Origin of the sequence: Mannheimia pernigra, assembly GCF_013377995.1 — a bacterium.
GTDB lineage: Bacteria > Pseudomonadota > Gammaproteobacteria > Enterobacterales > Pasteurellaceae > Mannheimia > Mannheimia pernigra.
This window is the reverse complement of the sequence record NZ_CP055305.1, coordinates 1,051,030-1,069,460: the sequence shown is the minus strand read 5'-3', so window position 1 is coordinate 1,069,460 and position 18,431 is coordinate 1,051,030. Positions and strand designations below refer to the sequence as shown.

Annotated in this window: 21 protein-coding genes, 1 tRNA gene and 1 pseudogene; 11 read left to right on the top strand and 12 right to left on the bottom strand. The window is 38.7% G+C overall.

Annotation, left to right across the window (positions count from 1 at the left end; genetic code table 11):
• Positions 1-56 precede the first annotated feature (56 nt).
• Positions 57-133 (top strand) — tRNA-Asp (locus HV560_RS05270).
• 43 nt (positions 134-176) lie between these two features.
• Here HV560_RS05270 and HV560_RS05265 read toward each other — a convergent pair.
• Positions 177-554 carry a SufE family protein gene (locus tag HV560_RS05265; protein ID WP_176808021.1) on the bottom strand — a complete coding sequence of 126 codons (378 nt, stop codon included), beginning with the start codon at positions 552-554 and terminating at the stop codon, positions 177-179.
• A 114-nt stretch (positions 555-668) separates the two neighbouring features.
• Between HV560_RS05265 and clpP the strand changes: the two genes are divergently transcribed.
• From clpP to HV560_RS05250, 3 genes are read left to right on the top strand one after another with little or no spacing between them, the layout of a single operon-like run.
• A complete protein-coding gene (clpP, locus tag HV560_RS05260) occupies positions 669-1,262 on the top strand; it encodes an ATP-dependent Clp endopeptidase proteolytic subunit ClpP (protein WP_159629253.1) in 594 nt (197 codons plus the stop codon).
• The gene (gene clpX / locus HV560_RS05255; protein WP_176809704.1) at positions 1,262-2,509 is read left to right on the top strand and encodes an ATP-dependent protease ATP-binding subunit ClpX; all 1,248 of its coding nucleotides are present in this window, start codon (positions 1,262-1,264) and stop codon (positions 2,507-2,509) included. The genes clpP and clpX overlap by 1 nt, the downstream gene beginning before the upstream one ends.
• Before the next feature lie 38 nt (positions 2,510-2,547).
• Positions 2,548-3,300 carry a Fic family protein gene (locus tag HV560_RS05250; protein ID WP_176812313.1) on the top strand — a complete coding sequence of 251 codons (753 nt, stop codon included), beginning with the start codon at positions 2,548-2,550 and terminating at the stop codon, positions 3,298-3,300.
• A gap of 81 nt (positions 3,301-3,381) precedes the next feature.
• Here HV560_RS05250 and HV560_RS05245 read toward each other — a convergent pair.
• A pseudogene (locus HV560_RS05245) lies at positions 3,382-3,522 on the bottom strand (hypothetical protein); the annotation flags it as partial.
• A gap of 30 nt (positions 3,523-3,552) precedes the next feature.
• On the bottom strand, positions 3,553-3,921 hold the full coding sequence (locus HV560_RS05240; protein WP_176808018.1) for a DUF805 domain-containing protein: 369 nt from the start codon (positions 3,919-3,921) through the stop codon (positions 3,553-3,555).
• A gap of 145 nt (positions 3,922-4,066) precedes the next feature.
• Between HV560_RS05240 and HV560_RS05235 the strand changes: the two genes are divergently transcribed.
• Genes HV560_RS05235 through HV560_RS05225 form a run of 3 tightly spaced genes read left to right on the top strand, consistent with a single transcriptional unit; the run spans position 4,067 to position 5,614 of the window.
• Positions 4,067-4,468 (top strand): helix-turn-helix domain-containing protein, encoded by a 402-nt coding sequence (locus HV560_RS05235; protein WP_176808017.1) that lies wholly within the window; start codon positions 4,067-4,069, stop codon positions 4,466-4,468.
• A 5-nt stretch (positions 4,469-4,473) separates the two neighbouring features.
• Entirely contained in the window at positions 4,474-5,451 is a 978-nt protein-coding gene (gene lpxK / locus HV560_RS05230; RefSeq protein WP_176812312.1) for a tetraacyldisaccharide 4'-kinase, read from the top strand.
• Between the two features lies 1 nt (position 5,452).
• Positions 5,453-5,614 (top strand): Trm112 family protein, encoded by a 162-nt coding sequence (locus HV560_RS05225; RefSeq protein ID WP_176808015.1) that lies wholly within the window; start codon positions 5,453-5,455, stop codon positions 5,612-5,614.
• Between the two features lie 78 nt (positions 5,615-5,692).
• On the opposite strand, the gene kdsB is transcribed toward HV560_RS05225, so the two are convergent.
• From kdsB to glpE, 4 genes are all read right to left on the bottom strand, one after another.
• The gene (gene kdsB, locus HV560_RS05220; RefSeq protein ID WP_176812311.1) at positions 5,693-6,448 is read right to left on the bottom strand and encodes a 3-deoxy-manno-octulosonate cytidylyltransferase; all 756 of its coding nucleotides are present in this window, start codon (positions 6,446-6,448) and stop codon (positions 5,693-5,695) included.
• Between the two features lie 9 nt (positions 6,449-6,457).
• Positions 6,458-7,411: a thioredoxin-disulfide reductase gene (gene trxB / locus HV560_RS05215; protein WP_159629244.1), complete on the bottom strand. Its 954-nt coding sequence runs from the start codon at positions 7,409-7,411 to the stop codon at positions 6,458-6,460.
• 67 nt (positions 7,412-7,478) lie between these two features.
• On the bottom strand, positions 7,479-8,324 hold the full coding sequence (locus HV560_RS05210; RefSeq protein ID WP_176809698.1) for a co-chaperone YbbN: 846 nt from the start codon (positions 8,322-8,324) through the stop codon (positions 7,479-7,481).
• Between the two features lie 38 nt (positions 8,325-8,362).
• Positions 8,363-8,692 carry a thiosulfate sulfurtransferase GlpE gene (gene glpE / locus HV560_RS05205; RefSeq protein WP_159629242.1) on the bottom strand — a complete coding sequence of 110 codons (330 nt, stop codon included), beginning with the start codon at positions 8,690-8,692 and terminating at the stop codon, positions 8,363-8,365.
• 155 nt (positions 8,693-8,847) lie between these two features.
• Here glpE and exbB point away from each other — a divergent pair, with 155 nt between their 5' ends.
• The 3 genes from exbB to HV560_RS05190 are packed head-to-tail and all read left to right on the top strand — an operon-like array spanning position 8,848 to position 10,576.
• A complete protein-coding gene (gene exbB, locus HV560_RS05200) occupies positions 8,848-9,294 on the top strand; it encodes a TonB-system energizer ExbB (protein ID WP_176808010.1) in 447 nt (148 codons plus the stop codon).
• A 30-nt stretch (positions 9,295-9,324) separates the two neighbouring features.
• The gene (exbD, locus tag HV560_RS05195; RefSeq protein ID WP_176808009.1) at positions 9,325-9,750 is read left to right on the top strand and encodes a TonB system transport protein ExbD; all 426 of its coding nucleotides are present in this window, start codon (positions 9,325-9,327) and stop codon (positions 9,748-9,750) included.
• Between the two features lie 13 nt (positions 9,751-9,763).
• Positions 9,764-10,576 carry a TonB family protein gene (locus tag HV560_RS05190; RefSeq protein ID WP_176812310.1) on the top strand — a complete coding sequence of 271 codons (813 nt, stop codon included), beginning with the start codon at positions 9,764-9,766 and terminating at the stop codon, positions 10,574-10,576.
• Between the two features lie 65 nt (positions 10,577-10,641).
• Here the strand turns inward: HV560_RS05190 and thrS are convergent, their stop codons facing one another.
• The 3 genes from thrS to HV560_RS05175 form a co-directional block, all read right to left on the bottom strand.
• On the bottom strand, positions 10,642-12,573 hold the full coding sequence (gene thrS / locus HV560_RS05185) for a threonine--tRNA ligase (RefSeq protein ID WP_176812309.1): 1,932 nt from the start codon (positions 12,571-12,573) through the stop codon (positions 10,642-10,644).
• Between the two features lie 166 nt (positions 12,574-12,739).
• Entirely contained in the window at positions 12,740-14,068 is a 1,329-nt protein-coding gene (locus tag HV560_RS05180; protein ID WP_159629237.1) for an MFS transporter, read from the bottom strand.
• 228 nt (positions 14,069-14,296) lie between these two features.
• Positions 14,297-14,863 (bottom strand): biotin transporter BioY, encoded by a 567-nt coding sequence (locus HV560_RS05175; protein WP_176808005.1) that lies wholly within the window; start codon positions 14,861-14,863, stop codon positions 14,297-14,299.
• Between the two features lie 82 nt (positions 14,864-14,945).
• On the opposite strand from HV560_RS05175, the gene HV560_RS05170 reads away from it, so the two are divergent.
• Entirely contained in the window at positions 14,946-15,695 is a 750-nt protein-coding gene (locus HV560_RS05170) for a BPL-N domain-containing protein (RefSeq protein ID WP_176808998.1), read from the top strand.
• Positions 15,696-15,697: 2 nt separating this feature from the next.
• Here the strand turns inward: HV560_RS05170 and HV560_RS05165 are convergent, their stop codons facing one another.
• Both HV560_RS05165 and HV560_RS05160 read right to left on the bottom strand, forming a co-directional pair.
• Positions 15,698-16,486, bottom strand: coding sequence for a TatD family hydrolase (locus tag HV560_RS05165; RefSeq protein ID WP_176812308.1), 789 nt, complete (start codon positions 16,484-16,486; stop codon positions 15,698-15,700).
• A 65-nt stretch (positions 16,487-16,551) separates the two neighbouring features.
• Positions 16,552-18,138: a carbon starvation CstA family protein gene (locus HV560_RS05160; protein ID WP_176808003.1), complete on the bottom strand. Its 1,587-nt coding sequence runs from the start codon at positions 18,136-18,138 to the stop codon at positions 16,552-16,554.
• Positions 18,139-18,431 lie beyond the last annotated feature (293 nt).

Genomic DNA, 18,431 nt, shown 5'->3' with positions numbered 1-18,431 from the left:
TGCCAAAAAATATTTGCTTAATTTAAGCGAAAGCACTATCATTCACGCACCAGTACGGAGCGGTAGTTCAGCTGGTTAGAATACCTGCCTGTCACGCAGGGGGTCGCGGGTTCGAGTCCCGTCCGTTCCGCCACTAAATTTAAACCTCTGAGAAATCAGAGGTTTTTTCTTGTCTATCACGCCGTGATTAATGTTTGCAATCTACCCAAACCATTCAATCTCGTACTGGTCAAATTAGGGGAAATTTTCAATTCATCGAACATCGCTTTTAAATCGAAACTTTTCAATTCATCCATCGACTTTTCCATTAACGCAGTTTGCACAATCATCAAAATCCCCTGCATTAGTCTGGCATCGCTGTAGGCGATCACCTTTCTTGGTTCAAGCTGAAATTCAAACCATAATCGGCTTTCACAGCCTTCAATTTCGGGCAACGCAGCGAGTTCTGCTTCGCTTGGTTTGGGAAGCTCACGGCTGAGTTGAATTAACAAGCGGTATCTTTCTTCCCACGATTTGCAATGTTCAAATTTTTGATAAATGTCTGATAATGTCATAGTATCCTCAATAAATTTGCAAAAGATTTTAACAATCTGACCGCTTGTTGTTAATGATTTTCTGAAAATTTGTTAGAATAGGGTGTTTTTCGTATTACGATAGAGGAAATAATAATGGCATTAGTCCCAATGGTGGTAGAACAAACCTCAAAAGGTGAACGTTCTTACGACATTTATTCACGTTTATTGAAAGAGCGTATTATTTTTTTAAACGGTCAAGTTGAAGACCAGATGGCGAATTTAATTGTGGCTCAGTTGCTCTTTTTAGAAGCAGAAGATCCAGAAAAAGATATTTATTTATATATTAACTCACCAGGTGGTGTGGTAACAGCAGGGCTTGCGATTTACGACACAATGAACTTTATCAAGCCCGATGTAGCAACGCTTTGTACAGGACAGGCTGCCTCAATGGGAGCGTTTTTACTCTCTGCTGGAACAAAAGGTAAACGTTTTGCTCTTCCACACGCTCGTATAATGATTCATCAACCTTTAGGCGGTGCTAGAGGGCAAGCAACCGATATTCAAATCCAAGCAGAAGAAATTTTACGCTTAAAAGCAACGCTTACCCGCCGTATGGCAGAACACAGCGGGCAAGATTATGAAAAAGTGTTAGCGGATACTGAACGTGATAATTTTATGTCTGCTGAAGAAGCCGCTGAATATGGCTTAATCGACAAAGTATTAACCTCTCGCAGCGAGGTGGCATAATGGCATTTGAAAAAGAACCCCATTGCAGTTTTTGCGGCAAAAAACGCACGGAAGTCGATCAGTTAGTTGAAGGCACAGAAAGCCATATTTGTAATGAATGTGTTGAGGAATCTTACGCATTATTACGTGGTGAAGAAGCATCTTTAATTGAGGAAAACCAAGAAGATGATGCGAACTTTTTTACCAATGTACCAACGCCACACGAATTACATCAACATTTAGATGATTATGTCATTGGGCAAGAACACGCTAAAAAAGTCCTTTCTGTGGCGGTTTACAATCATTACAAACGCTTAAGAAGTGCCTTATCAAACCATGAAATCACAAATGGCGTAGAGTTAGGTAAAAGTAACATTTTACTCATCGGACCAACAGGAAGCGGTAAAACCCTGCTCGCAGAAACGCTTGCTCGCCGTTTAAATGTGCCATTTGCGGTGGCTGATGCAACCACACTCACCCAAGCTGGTTATGTAGGCGAAGATGTAGAAAACGTTATCCAAAAACTGTTAATGAAATGCGATTTTGAAGCAGAACAAGCTGAGCGAGGCATCGTTTTTATTGATGAAATAGACAAAATCACCCGCAAATCGGAAAGTGCTTCAATTACCCGAGATGTTTCAGGCGAAGGCGTTCAACAAGCCTTATTAAAACTGCTTGAAGGCACGGTGGCAAACATCAACCCACAAGGCGGACGCAAACACCCCAAAGGCGAAACTATTCCAGTTGATACGTCAAAAATCTTATTTATTTGTGGTGGTGCCTTTGCAGGCTTAGATAAAATTGTGGAATCTCGCACCAATACCCAAGGCGGAATTGGCTTCGGTGCGGCATTGAAAAAAGATAAAGAACGCCAAGATTTAACGGAATTATTCAAACAAGTTGAACCAGAAGATTTGGTGAAATTCGGCTTAATTCCTGAATTGATCGGTCGTTTACCTGTAGTGACGCCACTACAAGAGTTAGACGAAGAAGCCTTAATTCAAATTTTAACCGAACCGAAAAATGCGATCATCAAGCAATATCAAGCCTTATTCCAAATGGAGGGCGTTGAATTGCACTTTACTAAAGAAGCATTAATCGCCATTGCAGGCAAAGCCATTGCCCGTAAAACGGGTGCACGTGGTTTACGCTCCATTGTGGAAAACTTACTGCTCGAGACAATGTACGATCTCCCAACCTTAAATGCGAAAAAAGTCACTATCGGCAAAGGTTGTGTGGAAAACGGTGATAAGCCGAAGGTGGAGTAACGATGACAAGCGGTTTAATTTTTTAGGATTATTGCAAAATGGCTTATAAACCACCTTTTACAGTTACCACTAAAATGCTGAATCTGGTTGTAGAAATTTCTCATAAATTGGGAACGCTACAATTGGATTTTGAGCGTAACTTGCACCTGAGAAAGAATAACCGCTTGAGATCCATTCAAGCCTCATTAGCGATTGAAGCCAATTCATTAACACTTGAGCAGGTTACTGATATTATTGAGGGAAAACGAGTACTCGGACACCCCAAAGATATTAGGGAAGTTCAAAATGCCTATGATGCCTACGATGAAATGATGAATTACGATCCTTATTCGATCAAAGATTTTCTCAAGGCTCATCAATTTTTAACAGCAAATTTAGTTAATGAAGCAGGTGAATTTCGCTCAAAAGATGTAGGAATCTATAATTCAAATGGGCAGCTAATCCATATGGGCGCTCGCCCACAATTTGTAGAGAATTTAGTGCGTGAGCTTTTTATTTGGGCAAAACAAGATGATACGCCAGCTCTTATCAAAAGCTCGGTTATTCACTATGAAATTGAAATGATCCATCCGTTTAGCGATGGAAACGGTAGAATTGGCAGACTTTGGCAAAATGTTGTTTTAACCAAATGGAATCCGATTTTTGCGTGGTTGCCGATTGAAACAATGGTTTACGAAAATCAACAACGTTATTATCAAATGCTTTCACTCGCAGACAGCCAAAATGATTCTACCGGCTTTATTGAGTTTATGTTGGAGATGATTTTGGAAACTTTAAGTGGGCTTAAGTAAAAATCCACCTTCATAGAAGGTGGCTTTGTTTCAGCCCCCAAGAAGGGGCAATTAAAATTCGAATTATTAGAAACCGAATTTTTACATATCCGATAACCTTGATTGTTTATCTTCTAATTCAATTTCACATATTTTCTCTGCATTGACACCTACGGTGTCCTCGCAGTAACCTCTCGACCAAAAATGATTGTCCCAGAGTTTATGCTTTCTCAAATATGGAAACTTATTAAATAGAAGTAAGTAAAAATCTTATCATGATAATTCCTTAGGATTTGGACCAAATCTATTTTCACCAACTTTACTATCTAAACAAGCAAAGACTAATAAAACAATTGCACCTATAAGAGGAATAATGCCTATTAATACCCACCATCCGCTACGATCTGTATCGTGCAACCGTCTAACCAATACGGCAAGGCTTGGTAAAAATGTAGCTAAGATATAAAGTGAGCCAAGAATACCTAGACCTGTTTCATAACTAATAAAACCAAGAAGTCCATCTAGAAAGCCGCATACGGATGCGAAAATAACATTAAATAATGAGAACATCCAATATTCTTTTCGTCTTGCTCTGCCGGAGAATGTTGCATATTTTTTAAGTACATCAAGATACCAATTCATAATCGTTTCCTTAAGTTAAAAAATTAAATTAATGGTTAAAAACCGTTGAAGATTCTAATTTAGGCTAAGAAATGTTACAATCCACAGCATTTACCCCTTACCACCCGACATAATACCCATAACCCCCACACTTTATAGGCACCATATGAAAGTACACGAAAAAATCAAATTATTGCGAGAAAATAATCATTGGACACAAGAAGAAATGGCTCAAAAATTAAGTATGACAACCAAAGGATATGCAAAAATTGAACGTGGTGAGACTATTTCTAATCTACCAAGAATAGAGCAAATTGCAGAAGTCTTTAATATGGATATTTGTGAATTGTTAGCTTATGGGGAAGAAGGTAAAATTTATATCAATCACTCAGCTAATAATCTCACTCATTCTTTTGTTTCATTGGGAAATGGAAATGAATATACTGAAAATTTAAAATTAATTATTTCTCACAAAGATGAATTATTAGCCCACAAAGAAGAAATCATCGAAAACCAAAAACGTGAATTAGCCTTATTGCGAGATTTAGTTGAAACACTAAAAAAATAAATAATATGAAAATCTGGCAAACAAAATCCCTTATTACTTGGCTACTTGCACCATTCTCGTTGCTGTTTTGGTTGATTAGCCACGTTCGCAAGCGGTTATATTCTTGGAATATTTTGCAATCGTACCACTCACCTGTGCCTGTGTTGGTGGTGGGAAATATTTCTGTGGGCGGTAACGGTAAAACCCCTGTGGTAGTTTGGCTAGTGGAACAACTTCAGCAACGTGGTGTGAAAGTGGGCGTAATTTCTCGCGGCTATGGTGGTAAGATGAAAAATTTTCCGCAATTAGTTACTCACCAAAGCTCAGCTGAAATGGTAGGTGATGAGCCTGTATTAATTGTGCAACGTACAAATGTACCATTGGCCATTTCGCCAAATCGTCAACAAAGCATTGAATTGCTGTTAAATCAGTTTGAACTAGACATCATTATTACCGATGATGGTTTACAGCATTATGCACTGCGGCGTGATATGGAATGGGTGGTAGTTGATGGAGTAAGGCGTTTTGGCAACAATTTCGTGTTACCTGCAGGTGGTTTGCGTGAGCTGCCGCATCGTTTAAAATCAGTTGATGCAATAATCTGTAATGGTGGGCAAGCCAAACCAAATGAGCATTTAATGACACTTGAACCCTCTGATGCCATTAATCTGCTTACCAATGAACACAAACCTTTAAACGAATTTAAACAGCCTTGTGTTGCGATTGCGGGTATCGGGCACCCTCCTCGCTTTTTTACGATGTTGGAAAAATTAGGTATTGAGCTTGCTAAAACACACACTTTTGCCGATCATCAAACCTTTGATAAAGCTCAACTTCTCGAATTAGCCGATAACCAAACGCCATTATTTATGACCGAAAAAGATGCCGTAAAATGTAAAGCGTTTGCGCAAGAAAATTGGTGGTATGTGCCTGTTTCTGCAACATTTTCGGAAAATTCGACCGCTTGTTTATTAGCTCCCATTCTACAAAAACTAGGAAAATAAAATGAATGAAAACCTACTCCGTGGCCTTGTCTGCCCTATCTCTAATGAAAAATTAGAATGGGACAAAGAGAGCAACCAATTAATCAACCGTAAGCTCAATATTGCTTACCCGATTAAAAATGGCATTCCTGAATTACTCCCTGAGGCAGGAAAATCTTTATAAAAATAGGGCTGATGTTATATCAGCCCTGTTTTTCAACATTTACAAAAAAACGTAAAAATTAAGCCGCTTGCTATCATATTAAGAAGCAAAAATGGCTCGCACTTTTTCCAAATCGTCTGGCGTATCTACGCCTACTTGTGGTGCCTCAATGGCTAATTCGAGGTGAATTTTCTCGCCATACCATAACGCACGCAACTGTTCTAACGATTCAAGCTGTTCCAACGCCGTGGGCTGCCAAGAAACATATTGTTTCACAAAACCTGCACGGTAAGCGTAAATACCAATATGGCGTAAGTAGCCATAAGTGACCACAAAAGCATCATCACAATCAGGAAAACTATCTCGGGCAAATGGGATAGCAGCACGAGAAAAATAGAGTGCCATACCATTTTTATCTGATACAGCCTTTACTACATTAGGGTTGAATAATTCCTCGCAGGTTTCTAGCTTCACACCAAGGGTTGCCATATTAACTTGATAAGCATCTAAATTGCGAGCGACTTGCTCAACAATCACGGGGGGAACTAACGGCTCATCGCCTTGAATATTGACGATGATTTCATTATCCGCAATCTGCATTTTTTCAATTACTTCCGCCAAACGCTCTGTGCCTGAATGATGTTTGTCTGAAGTCATACAAACTTCAGCCCCAAAGGCTTTTGCAGTAGCTTCAATTTCGGGATGATCTGTGGCAATAATTACACGACTTGCTCCTGCTTGTTGAGCCTTTTCCCACACGCGTTGAATCATTGGCTTGCCAGCAATATCCAATAGTGGTTTGCCAGGTAAGCGGCTAGAGGCGTAACGGGCTGGAATAATTACGGTAAATTTCATAATTCTGCCTTATGCTTCTTGAGCATCTAAGAAACGTTCTGCATCAAGGGCTGCCATACACCCTGTGCCAGCTGATGTAATTGCTTGACGGTAGTTGTGATCCATCACATCACCCGCTGCAAATACGCCTTCAACAGAAGTTGCTGTGGCATTGCCTTCTAAGCCTGATTTTACTTTGATATAACCATTTTCAAGCTCTAATTGACCATCAAACATCGCAGTATTTGGTGCGTGCCCAATCGCCACAAAGAAGCCATCTACCCTAATTTCTTCCATAAGTTCTGCTTTAGTCGATTTTAAACGTAAGCCTGTTACGCCCATATTATCGCCTAGCACTTCTTCTACCGTGCGGTCAGTGTGTAAAATGATTTTGCCTTCTTCGATACGTTTTTGTAGGCGGCCAAGTAAAATTTTCTCCGCACGGAAACTATCACGACGATGCACTAAATGCACTTCACTGGCTAAATTCGCTAAATAAAGTGCCTCTTCCACCGCGGTATTGCCTCCACCGACTACCGCAACAGGCTTGTTGCGATAGAAGAAACCATCACAAGTAGCACAAGCAGACACACCTCTGCCTTTAAATTGCTCTTCAGATGGCAAGCCTAAATATTTTGCAGAGGCCCCTGTCGCAATAATCAACGCATCACAAGTAAAGGTATTTAGATCCCCTTTTAACGTGAATGGGCGTTTAGAGAGATCAACGCTATGGATATGATCGAACACAATTTCAGTATCAAATTTTTCTGCGTGTTTAAGCATTTTATTCATTAATTCTGTGCCCGTAATTTGTTCAAATTCACCTGGCCAGTTCTCAATTTCATCCGTTGTGGTTAATTGCCCACCTTGTTGCATACCTGTTACTAATACTGGTTTTAAATTAGCACGAGCCGCATAAACTGCCGCCGTATAGCCTGCTGGGCCTGAGCCTAAAATTAATAATTTTGCATATTTAGTTGTCATAATAAATCCTTATTTTTACCGCTTTAGCTTTACAACAAGCGGTTATTTTTTGCCAAAATTTTGCAAATTAATATAAAAGTGAATAAAGCTGTCTTCTAAATTTCGGTACAATAGGATCTGTACCAAGTGCAGATAATATCGCTAAAAATTGCGTTTTTACCTCGCCATTCGCCACATTTAAGTCTGATTTTAACCAATCCAATAAGAGCGTGAGTGCTTCTTCATTTTTATGAGATTGATGTAATTGGTTCGCTAATTTTATCGCAATTTCAGGGGTTTTGTGTTGAGTATAATCTGCTTGAAGTTGTTGTAATTCGGGTGAATCATTTGCTTGCTCTAACAACTCAATCTGAGCTTGTAAACCATACCAACGGCTATCTCTATCTTGAATTGGAATTGCGTTTAGAATGTCGCGTGCAGGTTCAATGCTTTTCATTGCAATATAGGTTTCAGCATAAAGCAAGCCAAAATCACTGTTTTTCTTATCTGTCATTTCCCAAGCAGATTTCAAAAGAGGTAACGCTTCTTTATAACGCTCATCTTGCAGTAGCTCCAAAGCTTGATTAAATTTAAGATCTTCCTGTTTCGGCAAAATATTAGCAAGACGAATACGCAATTCTTGCTCGCTTATGACGCCTTGAATAGCATCAATCGGCTGACCATCCGAGAATAAATAAAGCGTTGGAATTTGTTGAATACGAAACTGTGCTGCTAACGCCTGTTGTTCATCACTGTTGATGGTTGCTAACAAAAATTGCTGAGGATTTTCATCAGCAATACGTCGAAGTGTAGCCTCCATTTCCAGTGAGGCAATCTCACGAGGCGAAATAAAAAGAAATACGGTCGGCATTTGCCCAGCCATACTCCAAACTTCACTAAAATTCTGTTCATTTACATTGACAAAATAATCCATACAAAACCTTCTTGAGCTAAAAAATGACGCTTTATCTATTAATAAGAAGTTTCAATAGGCAGTCCGTTTCGTTCCCACGCTTCAAAACCACCTTTTACGCTATAAACATTTTCAAAGCCCTGTTCAATCAAAAATTGAGCGGTACTCTGGCTACTCACACCGTGATAGCAAATGACTAAAACAGGCTCATCATAATCAACTTCATCTAAAAACTTGCCGTAACTTTGGTTTGTTAAATGAAACGCATCTTGTGGGTGGCTGTAAACATAACGACGTGCATCACGAACATCAGCAAGCACGGCTCCTTCGGTTTCCATTAATTCCCACGCTTGTTGCGGGGTAATTTCTTTAAACGTAACTTCTGGCATAAGTTATCCTCAATCTCACTAAAATGGTGACTATATCATAAAATCCCAAAAGGAATGGCTATTATTTCAAGTTGAAAATTCAATGTTTTCTATATATAATTAAGAACTATTTTCAAATGCACAGCGTATTAAAATTACCTTTTGAGGCTTACAAAATGAATCAATTATTTCAATTTTTAGAAAACTATACCGATCTTGTTATCTTAGGATTATTGGGCTTACTCAGTATTATTTGTGTGTGGAAAGCAATTGAACGTATTATGTTTTATTCCAAAGTTGATATCACTCAATACACTACATTAGAAGAGTTAGAAATTGATTTAACCCATAATCTCACCACTATTTCAACTATAGGCTCAAATGCCCCTTATATTGGTTTATTAGGAACAGTAATTGGTATTCTTTTAACATTCTACCATTTAGGGCAATCTGGTGGCGATATTGATGCAGCCTCAATTATGGTAAATCTTTCTTTGGCTTTAAAAGCAACGGCTGTAGGTATTTTAGTCGCAATTATTGCAATGGTTTTCTACAACGGTTTTGGTCGTAAAGTAGAAGAAAAAAAATTGAAATGGTTAGCACAACAAGCTAAAAAAGCTTAGTTTATTTTTATAACGAATAAGGCGTAACCAATGAAGAAATTTGATGAAATCAATATTATCCCTTTTATTGACATTATGTTGGTGCTACTGGCAATTGTTTTAGTCACCGCTTCTTTTATCTCTCAAGGTAAAATTCAAGTAAATGTGCCTAAAGCAACCTCTACTAAGCCAATGAAAGCGGATGATTTAGCAAAACTCTTAACTATTACAGCAGATAATCAATTTTTCTTTAATGATCAACCTATCACTAAAGAGCAACTCACTACAGAGGTTTCCACTTGGGATAAAACCCAAAAAGTTTCATTAAAAGTAGATGGTGCAGTAGCATTTGAGAAATTTGTTGAATTAACTGATTTATTATCTACGCATGAAATTAAAAATGTGGCAATTGTCACCCAAAAAGAGAGTTCTCCCAAAACTACACCTGCTCAAGCAGAACCAGAAAAGATACCTTAAATAGGACACAAGAATGAGAAAAAAACATTCCCATATTGGTCTTATCGTTTCTTTAGCTCTTCACGCCATATTGCTTGGTGGTGGCTTTTTTTGGTTGAAAGAACATCAACAAGAAAAAATGGCAGAACAAAATGTGTTATCTATGGAAATGGTCGCAGCTCTTTTAGAACAACCACAGGTAGCCACTGCACCAGAAACGCTCGAAGAGGTAAAGGAAGAGGTGAAAGAGGCTGAGGAAGAAAAAATCGCTCCTGAGCCAGAGCCCGAAGCTATTCCAGATCCAACCTTAAAACCTAAAGAAGAACCAAAGAAAGAAAAGCCCAAAAAACAAGAAAAACGTAAAGAATCACCTAAAAAGAAACCTAAACCAATTAAAGCATTAGAACGAGCTCCCGAGGCACAAAAAGGTATTGTAGCTAAAGCAATTCCTAGTGAAGTTCAAGGTGAAAAAGAGGTTAACGGTGCTGTTGGTGGGCAAAAAAATGGCTCTCTCAACTCAACTTCCACCACTGCAAATAATAGAGCAAATGGAGGAAATGCGAGTGAGATTTCTGCTTATAAAGTCTTATTACAGCGAGCATTACAGCGTAGAGCAAACAACTCTTACCCGCAACGCGAAAAGATGATGCGTAGAACAGGAACAGTCACGATCAAATTTAATATTTCGCCCTCTGGTTCAGTTTCAAATGTCTCTGTTGTTAATTCATCAGGCAATAGTAATTTAGATGCAGCGGCCGTTAAAAGTGCAGAAGGTTTAAGTGTATCCGCACCACCAGCTGGCTTCCCATCAAACATTACTGTACCCATTAAGTTTGAAATTCAATAATAATTACCCTCTAAAACAAATGCCCTCAAATAATTTTGAGGGCATTTTTATTCACGTTTAAAAGACTAGCTTTCGCCTAATAATTTAAGCTCACGCAATTTGACTTGGTTCTTTAGAATTTCAACTAATTCAGCTACCGCATAAACGCCTAAATCAGTTCCTGTACGAGTACGCACAGAAACTTTTCCCTCTGCGATCTCTTTATCTCCACAAACCAACATATAAGGTACACGACGTAGAGTGTGTTCACGCACTTTAAAGCCAACTTTCTCATTACGAAGGTCTGCTTTTACACGAATACCTGCATCCGAAAGTTGTTTTACCACTTGTTGTACATAATCTGCTTGGCTATCGGTAATATTCATCACTACCGCTTGAGTTGGAGCAAGCCACGTTGGGAAGAAACCCGCGTACTCTTCGGTGATGATACCAATAAAACGCTCAATTGAGCCAAGAATTGCACGATGGATCATTACTGGTGTACGACGAGCATTATCTTCCGCCACATAAGAAGCCTCTAAACGACCAGGTAAGGCAAAGTCTAGCTGTACCGTACCACATTGCCACTCACGACCTAAACAATCGCGTAATGCAAACTCAATTTTCGGACCGTAGAACGCCCCCTCACCTTCTTGAATTTGGTATTCTAAACCGTTATTGCGAAGTGCATTCGCTAACCCTTCTTCCGCCCTATCCCACATTGCATCATCACCAATACGATTTTCTGGACGAGTTGAAAGTTTCACAGCAATGTTAGTAAAGCCAAAGGTACTGTAAATGTCATACACCATTCTAATGCACGAAGTTACTTCAGATTCAATTTGATCTTCCGTACAGAAAATGTGGGCATCATCTTGCGTAAATCCACGCACACGCATTAAACCGTGTAAAGAGCCTGAAGGCTCGTTACGATGACAAGAACCGAATTCCGCCATACGAATCGGTAAATCACGGTAAGATTTCAAACCTTGATTAAAAATTTGAACGTGACCTGGGCAATTCATCGGCTTAATCGCATACTCACGGTTTTCAGATTGAGTAGTGAACATTAAATCTGCATAGTTTTGCCAGTGGCCTGTTTTTTCCCAAAGTACTCTATCCATCATAAATGGACCCTTTACTTCTTGGTAATCGTACTCTTTTAATTTGGTGCGTACGAAAGTTTCTAATTCACGGAAAATTGTCCAACCATCATTATGCCAAAACACCATACCAGGTGCTTCTTCTTGCATATGGTACAAATCTAATGCCTTACCGATACGGCGATGGTCACGTTTTGCCGCCTCTTCTAAACGCGTTAAGTATTCGCTCAACTGTTTTTTATCCGCCCAAGCTGTGCCGTAAATACGTTGAAGCATTTTGTTTTTACTATCGCCACGCCAATAAGCCCCTGCTACTTTTTGTAGTTTGAAATGTTGGCAGAAACGCATATTTGGCACGTGAGGACCACGGCACATATCAATATATTCTTCGTGATGATATAACGCTGGCGTCTCTGTGCGATCGATATTTTCATCTAAAATAGCCATTTTATATGGCTCGCCACGGCTTTCAAATGTATCACGAGCTTCTTGCCAACTTACTGGACGTTTAACAACATCATAGTTAGTTTTCGCCAGATCTAACATACGTTTTTCAAGAGCAGTAATATCTTCTTGTGTTAAAGAACGGTCTAGATCAACATCATAGTAGAAACCGTTCTCGATAGTCGGGCCAATAGCCATTTTGACATCGGGAAATAATTGTTTGATAGCGTGGCCTAATAAGTGAGCAGTTGAATGACGAATGATCTCTAAACCATCTTCATCTTTTGCTGTGATGATTTCAAGAGTGCTGTCTTCACTGATAATATCGCACGCATCACGACGCTCACCGTTTACACGCCCTGCAATCGTTGCTTTCGCAAGACCTGCACCGATAGATTGAGCAACTTCCATTACGGAAACCGAGTTCTCAAATGAACGTTGTGAACCATCTGGTAGAGTAATAATTGGCATAATAAATCCTTACAGTGGTAACCCATACGAGAGATTACTTGTTGAGTTTGATAATGAAAAAACCGCTTGCAAGCGGTTTGATTTTTGTGAACTTTTGCAGTGCTTATTATTTCCCTTACAAGTGGGGAATAAAAGCACTGGCATTCTAGCATAAAACAAATCAAAATTAAATTTTGCTATTTTCAGATTTTTCTTGCTCTGTTTCTTGCTCTTCTTCAAGTGTCTCCAACTGAGCTTGGTATTCCTGCACCACTTCTTCATCAAATGGAATAAGCTCTTCTTCAACTGTTTCAATCTCTTCCAACGGGCTTGCTGTTGCAATTGGGGTGGCATATTGCATCTCTGCACGTTCCGCTTTTGGAATGGGTTTAGTTAAGAAAGCACAGATTAATAACATCAACGAACACAGTCCAAAGAGTGAATAAAAACCATATTCAGCAGAAAGTGCCATTGCAAAACCGATAAGTGGTGGTGCGGCTAATGCTCCCATACCATAACAAAATAGCAAGCCTCTGCTTACCTCAACGGTGTTCATATTATTGGGTAGCTCATCGTTGGCACGAGCAATACTTAACGCATATAAACTAAATAAACTACAGCCAAATAAAAAAGCGATGATGTATTGTACCCAAGCGGTCATATTTTCTTGAAAAATTGCAAATAGCCCTGCGAGTGAGGTTATAGTTGCAATTATTGCACAAGATAAAATGATATTACGTCTGCCAATACGGTTTGATAACATTGCCATTGGAATCTGGCTAATAAAACCACCTATCATTGATATCATTAAATAGAGTGAAATTTCGCTTAACGAAAAGCTAAATTTCAGCAAAAATACTGACACCATCGTAAAAAAACCATTTACCAACATTCCGCTAATAAAACTCGTAGCTAGGGCTAACGGCGAAATTGCAAACAATTTAGGAATGCTGATGCGTTCACGAGCTGGAATATCGGGCTGAACCATTTTAGTCAGTGCGATTGGAATCATCGAGATCACAACTAAAATGGTCGATAAGGTAAAAATATTTTGGCTACTAAGTTCCAAGCTTAATAAGCTTACCCCTAAAATAAAAGCAAAATAGAAAATGATATTATAGGTAGCAAGCACTCTACCTCTGGTATCCAGATTGGTTTTTTCGCTCAGCCAGCTTTCAACCAATAACAATAAACTATAATGACAAAATCCTAAAATGATGCGTAATACACCCCAGCTCCATAAATTATCTACCATCATATGGCTTAATGCAGCAATAGCAAAAATAGCACAAAACACGCTAAATGAGCGTATATGCCCAACACTTGACACAATACGGTGAGCAAAAATCGTACTTAAAGCTGCCCCAATAAAGAAAGCAGCATTGAGTAAACCGATAACAATATCCGTCACCCCCATTTCGGCAAGTTTGATCCCCGCTGAGTTTAGAAATAAACCATAACCGAAAAATAGAAAAAAGATACCTGAATAAAGGGAGTAAAATTTAGTGCTATTCAATGAATTCTCCTTAAAAGCAATTTGCTATTGTGCAGCCCATTATTGTACCGAGTTAGCAGATTTTAAGCAAAAAAGTGATAATATAGAAAGAGAAAATAACTTTTTGCTATTTTGCTAAGATGCTTAAATTCAGAGTTTTGAAAAATAATGAAGAAATGTGAATATCAAAAATAGGACAATCAAAATTTATCAGAAAAGGCTTTGCCACAAACAAAGCCTTTATAACGATTAGAGTTTAGAGAAAAATTTATAGCTTGGGCTGACTAAAACACTTGCCAGCAAAGCCTTAATCACACCGCCTAAAATAAATGGATATAAGCCAGCTTGTAACACCGTACCTTCTGGTACAAAGAAAGAAAGCTGAGCTAAGCCAAAAGCAAAGGTAATTACACTAGCAATTAACGCCACAAATAAGCTTTTCCAGAACGAGTTTAATACACCTTTATCACTATAATAACCTAAAAAATATGCAGTTGGGATATAGCCTAATAAATAACCGCCAGTTGGGCCAAAGAAGTGATGGAAACCTGATGCACCGCCTGCAAAAACAGGTAAGCCAATAGCACCTTCAAAGAGATAAAGTAGAACCGCTGCGGTTGCGGCTTTACGCCCCATAGCAAAACCAACAACCGTTAACGCAAGTGTTTGACCGGTAATTGGCACAGGGTACATCGGCACAGAAATTTGAGCAAAAATGGCAAGCAAGGTTGCACCAATAAAGGTTTTCAACCAAAATGCCGTTGTACTATTAGCTTCTAGCCAACGTTTGGTTTGAGTTAATTGAGTGGCGAACATAATGTCTCCTTAAATGAAATATGATGGAATGTTCGCAAGGGATTATATAGGAAGATATATTTTGAGCAAATGTAAATTTGAAATGGTAAAACCAGTTTATATTTATTCTGATGATGGCGTTAGCGAAATGGGTGTTCAATCATTGCTATTAGCGGTAGAACAGCATTTACAACGCCCAACTCGTCTTATCAACGCTGAGCAAATTATTCAAGGCAAATTAGCCAATAGCTGTTTATTGATTATGCCCGGCGGCGCCGATTTACCTTACTGCCAAAAATTAAACGGAGAAGGCAATCGCTATATTCGCCATTTTATTGAGCAAGGTGGAGCTTATCTCGGCATCTGTGCTGGAGCCTATTATGGCTGTGCTGAATTAGATTTCAAAGGGCTTAACTATAGCGTAAAAGGCAGCCGAGAGCTTGCTTTATTTGACGGTATGGCAAAAGGCAGTCTACCCCAATTTACCCACGGGCAGCTGTATGATGAAGGAATTCAAAGCAAGTCGATGGTTGAAATAACACTTGCAGAAGGTGGAAAAACCCCTTTTTATTATCATGGTGGTTGCTGCTTCAAACCAAACCCAACAGCCGCTTACCGCCCATTAGCTTACTATCCTGATGGTTCATTAGCAATAATAGAGGGCCAACTAGGAAAAGGCTATTACTTATTATCGGGGGTGCATTTTGAGTTACAAGCGGTCATTTATCAGCAAAAAATGGTAAATTGTTGTGAAAATCTTGAAATAAAAGCACAAGAAGAAGCAATTTATGCTTATTTTAATACCAATTACGGAGAGCAAATTTGGCAATATCTACACAACAAGCTCAATTAAGATTAAGAAAATAAACCTTCGCTATTTTGCCAAATGGTTTCTGCAATAACAGTTGGCGACTCGTGTCTTAATTGGCATAAGCTAGAAAAAATTTCGATAAGTCGCTCAGGTCGATTAGGCTGACCTTGAAAACCAAAGACAGGCATATCAGGAGAATCGGTTTCAAGCAGCAAGCTGTTTAACGGTAATTTTCGGATTGCTTCACGTGTTTTGTTTGCTCGTTGATAAGTTATTGTTCCCCCAACTCCTATTTTATAGCCAAGATCCACAAAGCGTTTTGCCTGCTCATAGCTACCAGCAAAACCGTGAACCACTCCATTTTTTGAGAGCTGAGCTTTTTTCAAAAATACAAATAATTGGTCGTGGCTTTTTCGTGAATGGAGGTTCACAGGTAACTTGAATTTTTGAGCAAATGAGAGCTGTGCCTCTAAAAATGAGCACTGTTTTTTCCATAATTCAGGGGAAGAAACTTCTGCCACGGCTTTTTCTAAGCCAATTTCGCCAATCGCAGTACATTGCGGCTCTTTTAGACTCAACGCATTTTCCAATAAATCTAAATCTGAAAGGCAATGTTCTTGAATATAGAGCGGATGCAAACCTAAACCATAAACAATATTTTCTGGCTTTTCATTAGCACAAGCGGTTACTTTTTCAAAATTTTTTGCAAACACAGAAACTACTAATATTTTTTCCACTTGATATTTTTGAGCATTTTCTACCAACGTAGAAATACTTAAATTAAGGCTTTCTGCAAGATAATCCAAGTGAGTGTGAGTATCAAAAAATCGCATAATCAAAGTCGTATAACCAAAAAAGTGGGGACTTATTGTCCCCACTTTTGCATTTTTAATCAAGTTTAACTGGTTGCTAACTCATCTTTATCACTTACATTATATGGTTTAAGTAACGTGAAGAAGCAGATGATACACACCACCGTAATCACTAAGCCAATGTACACCGATAATTGGTAATCTAAACCGAAGCCGATTTTGTTATAGGCTAGGTAAGTTGCACAGACGGCTGTGATAAACCACGCAGGAATCGAACATACCCAGTGGAATTTGTTATAACGATATAAGTAACCTGCGGCTGTCCATAACATTACCATTGCTGTCATTTGGTTTGCCCAAGTGAAGTAACGCCATAACACGCTAAAATCCAATTTTGATACAATAAAGCCAAGCACAAATAATGGAATAGCAATGTATAAACGTTTTGCAAACGTACGTTGCTCTAAGTTAAAGATTTCTGCTAATTGTAAACGTGCTGCACGGAATGCGGTATCGCCTGAAGTAATTGGTAATACAACCACACCTAATACTGCGAAGATACCACCGATAAAGCCTAAGAAGTGTAATGAACTGTCATATACCACTTTAGAAGGAGAACCTGCAGAAATTGCATCTTGTAATGCTTGCGGATTTTCATAGAATGAAAGACCTACTGCACACCATACTAATGCAATTACACCTTCAGTAATCATTGCACCATAGAAAATAAAGCGACCTTCTTTTTCATTTTGTGCACAACGTGCCATTAATGGAGTTTGTGTTGCGTGAAAACCTGATAACGCACCACAAGAAATCGTTAAGAATAATAAAGGCCAAATTGGTACATCACCTTTTACTTGGAAATTTTGCGTGAATTTTTCCCACGTTAAGCCTTGACCATCAGCATTTACAGTACGGAAGAAGTCAATTGGATCTGCTACACTTAAATGGGCACTGACTAAACCATACACCATCCCAACAGACATAAAGAGTAATAACGCGCCAAAGATTGGGTAGATACGACCAATAATTTTATCCACAGGTAATAATGTTGCTAAGATGTAGTAAGCAAAAATAATGATGGTCCAAACAGAGATTACCGCTGCTTTATCCATTCCCCAAACTGTTACACCACCTGACGCAACAGCTTCTTGCATAGCCTCAACATTGCCTAATTCCATTGCACCTTGAGTTGCACCCGCAATATCCATTGTAATCGTTGATAATAATTGGGCTGGGCTTGCAACAAATACTACCCCTACTAATAAAAGTAAAACTAATGCCATCACGTTAATGAAGAATTTTACTGGACGGCCTAAGAATTGACCAGCAAGATTTGGCATAGTTGCACCACCATTGCGGATACTTAACATACCACAGAAATAATCGTGCACGGCACCTGCAAAAATACAGCCAAGCACAATCCAAAGCATTGCGACTGGTCCGTATAACGCACCTAAAATCGGACCAAAAATCGGGCCTGTACCTGCAATATTTAATAATTGAATGAGCCAAATTTTCGTTTTAGACATTGGCATATAGTCCACACCATCTCTCATTGAGTTAGCAGGTGTTACCTTACTTGGATTAATCACGAAGATTTTTTCAATGATTTTTCCGTAAGTAAAATAGCCAAGTACAAGTACGGCTACACAGAAAAAGAACCATAACATAATAGAAATCCTATAACCTATAAATGAATGAAGAAAGATTTTTAGTATAAATACTAAAAAGTCGTGCCATTTTAAGTAGGAGTATGATTAAAGTAAAATAAATTGTGAGATTTGTGTGAAATATTTTGTCAGAAATGTGAACTATGTCAAAAATTCCCTGCATACTTTGACATTAATACGACACTTTGAACCACTTACCGTGTAAAAGAAAATCTTTTCCTCTGGTTTGAAAGGTTATAAATAGTCTTTCTCATCACATTGTTTTCTAAGAGAAATTTGATTTGATTATTAAA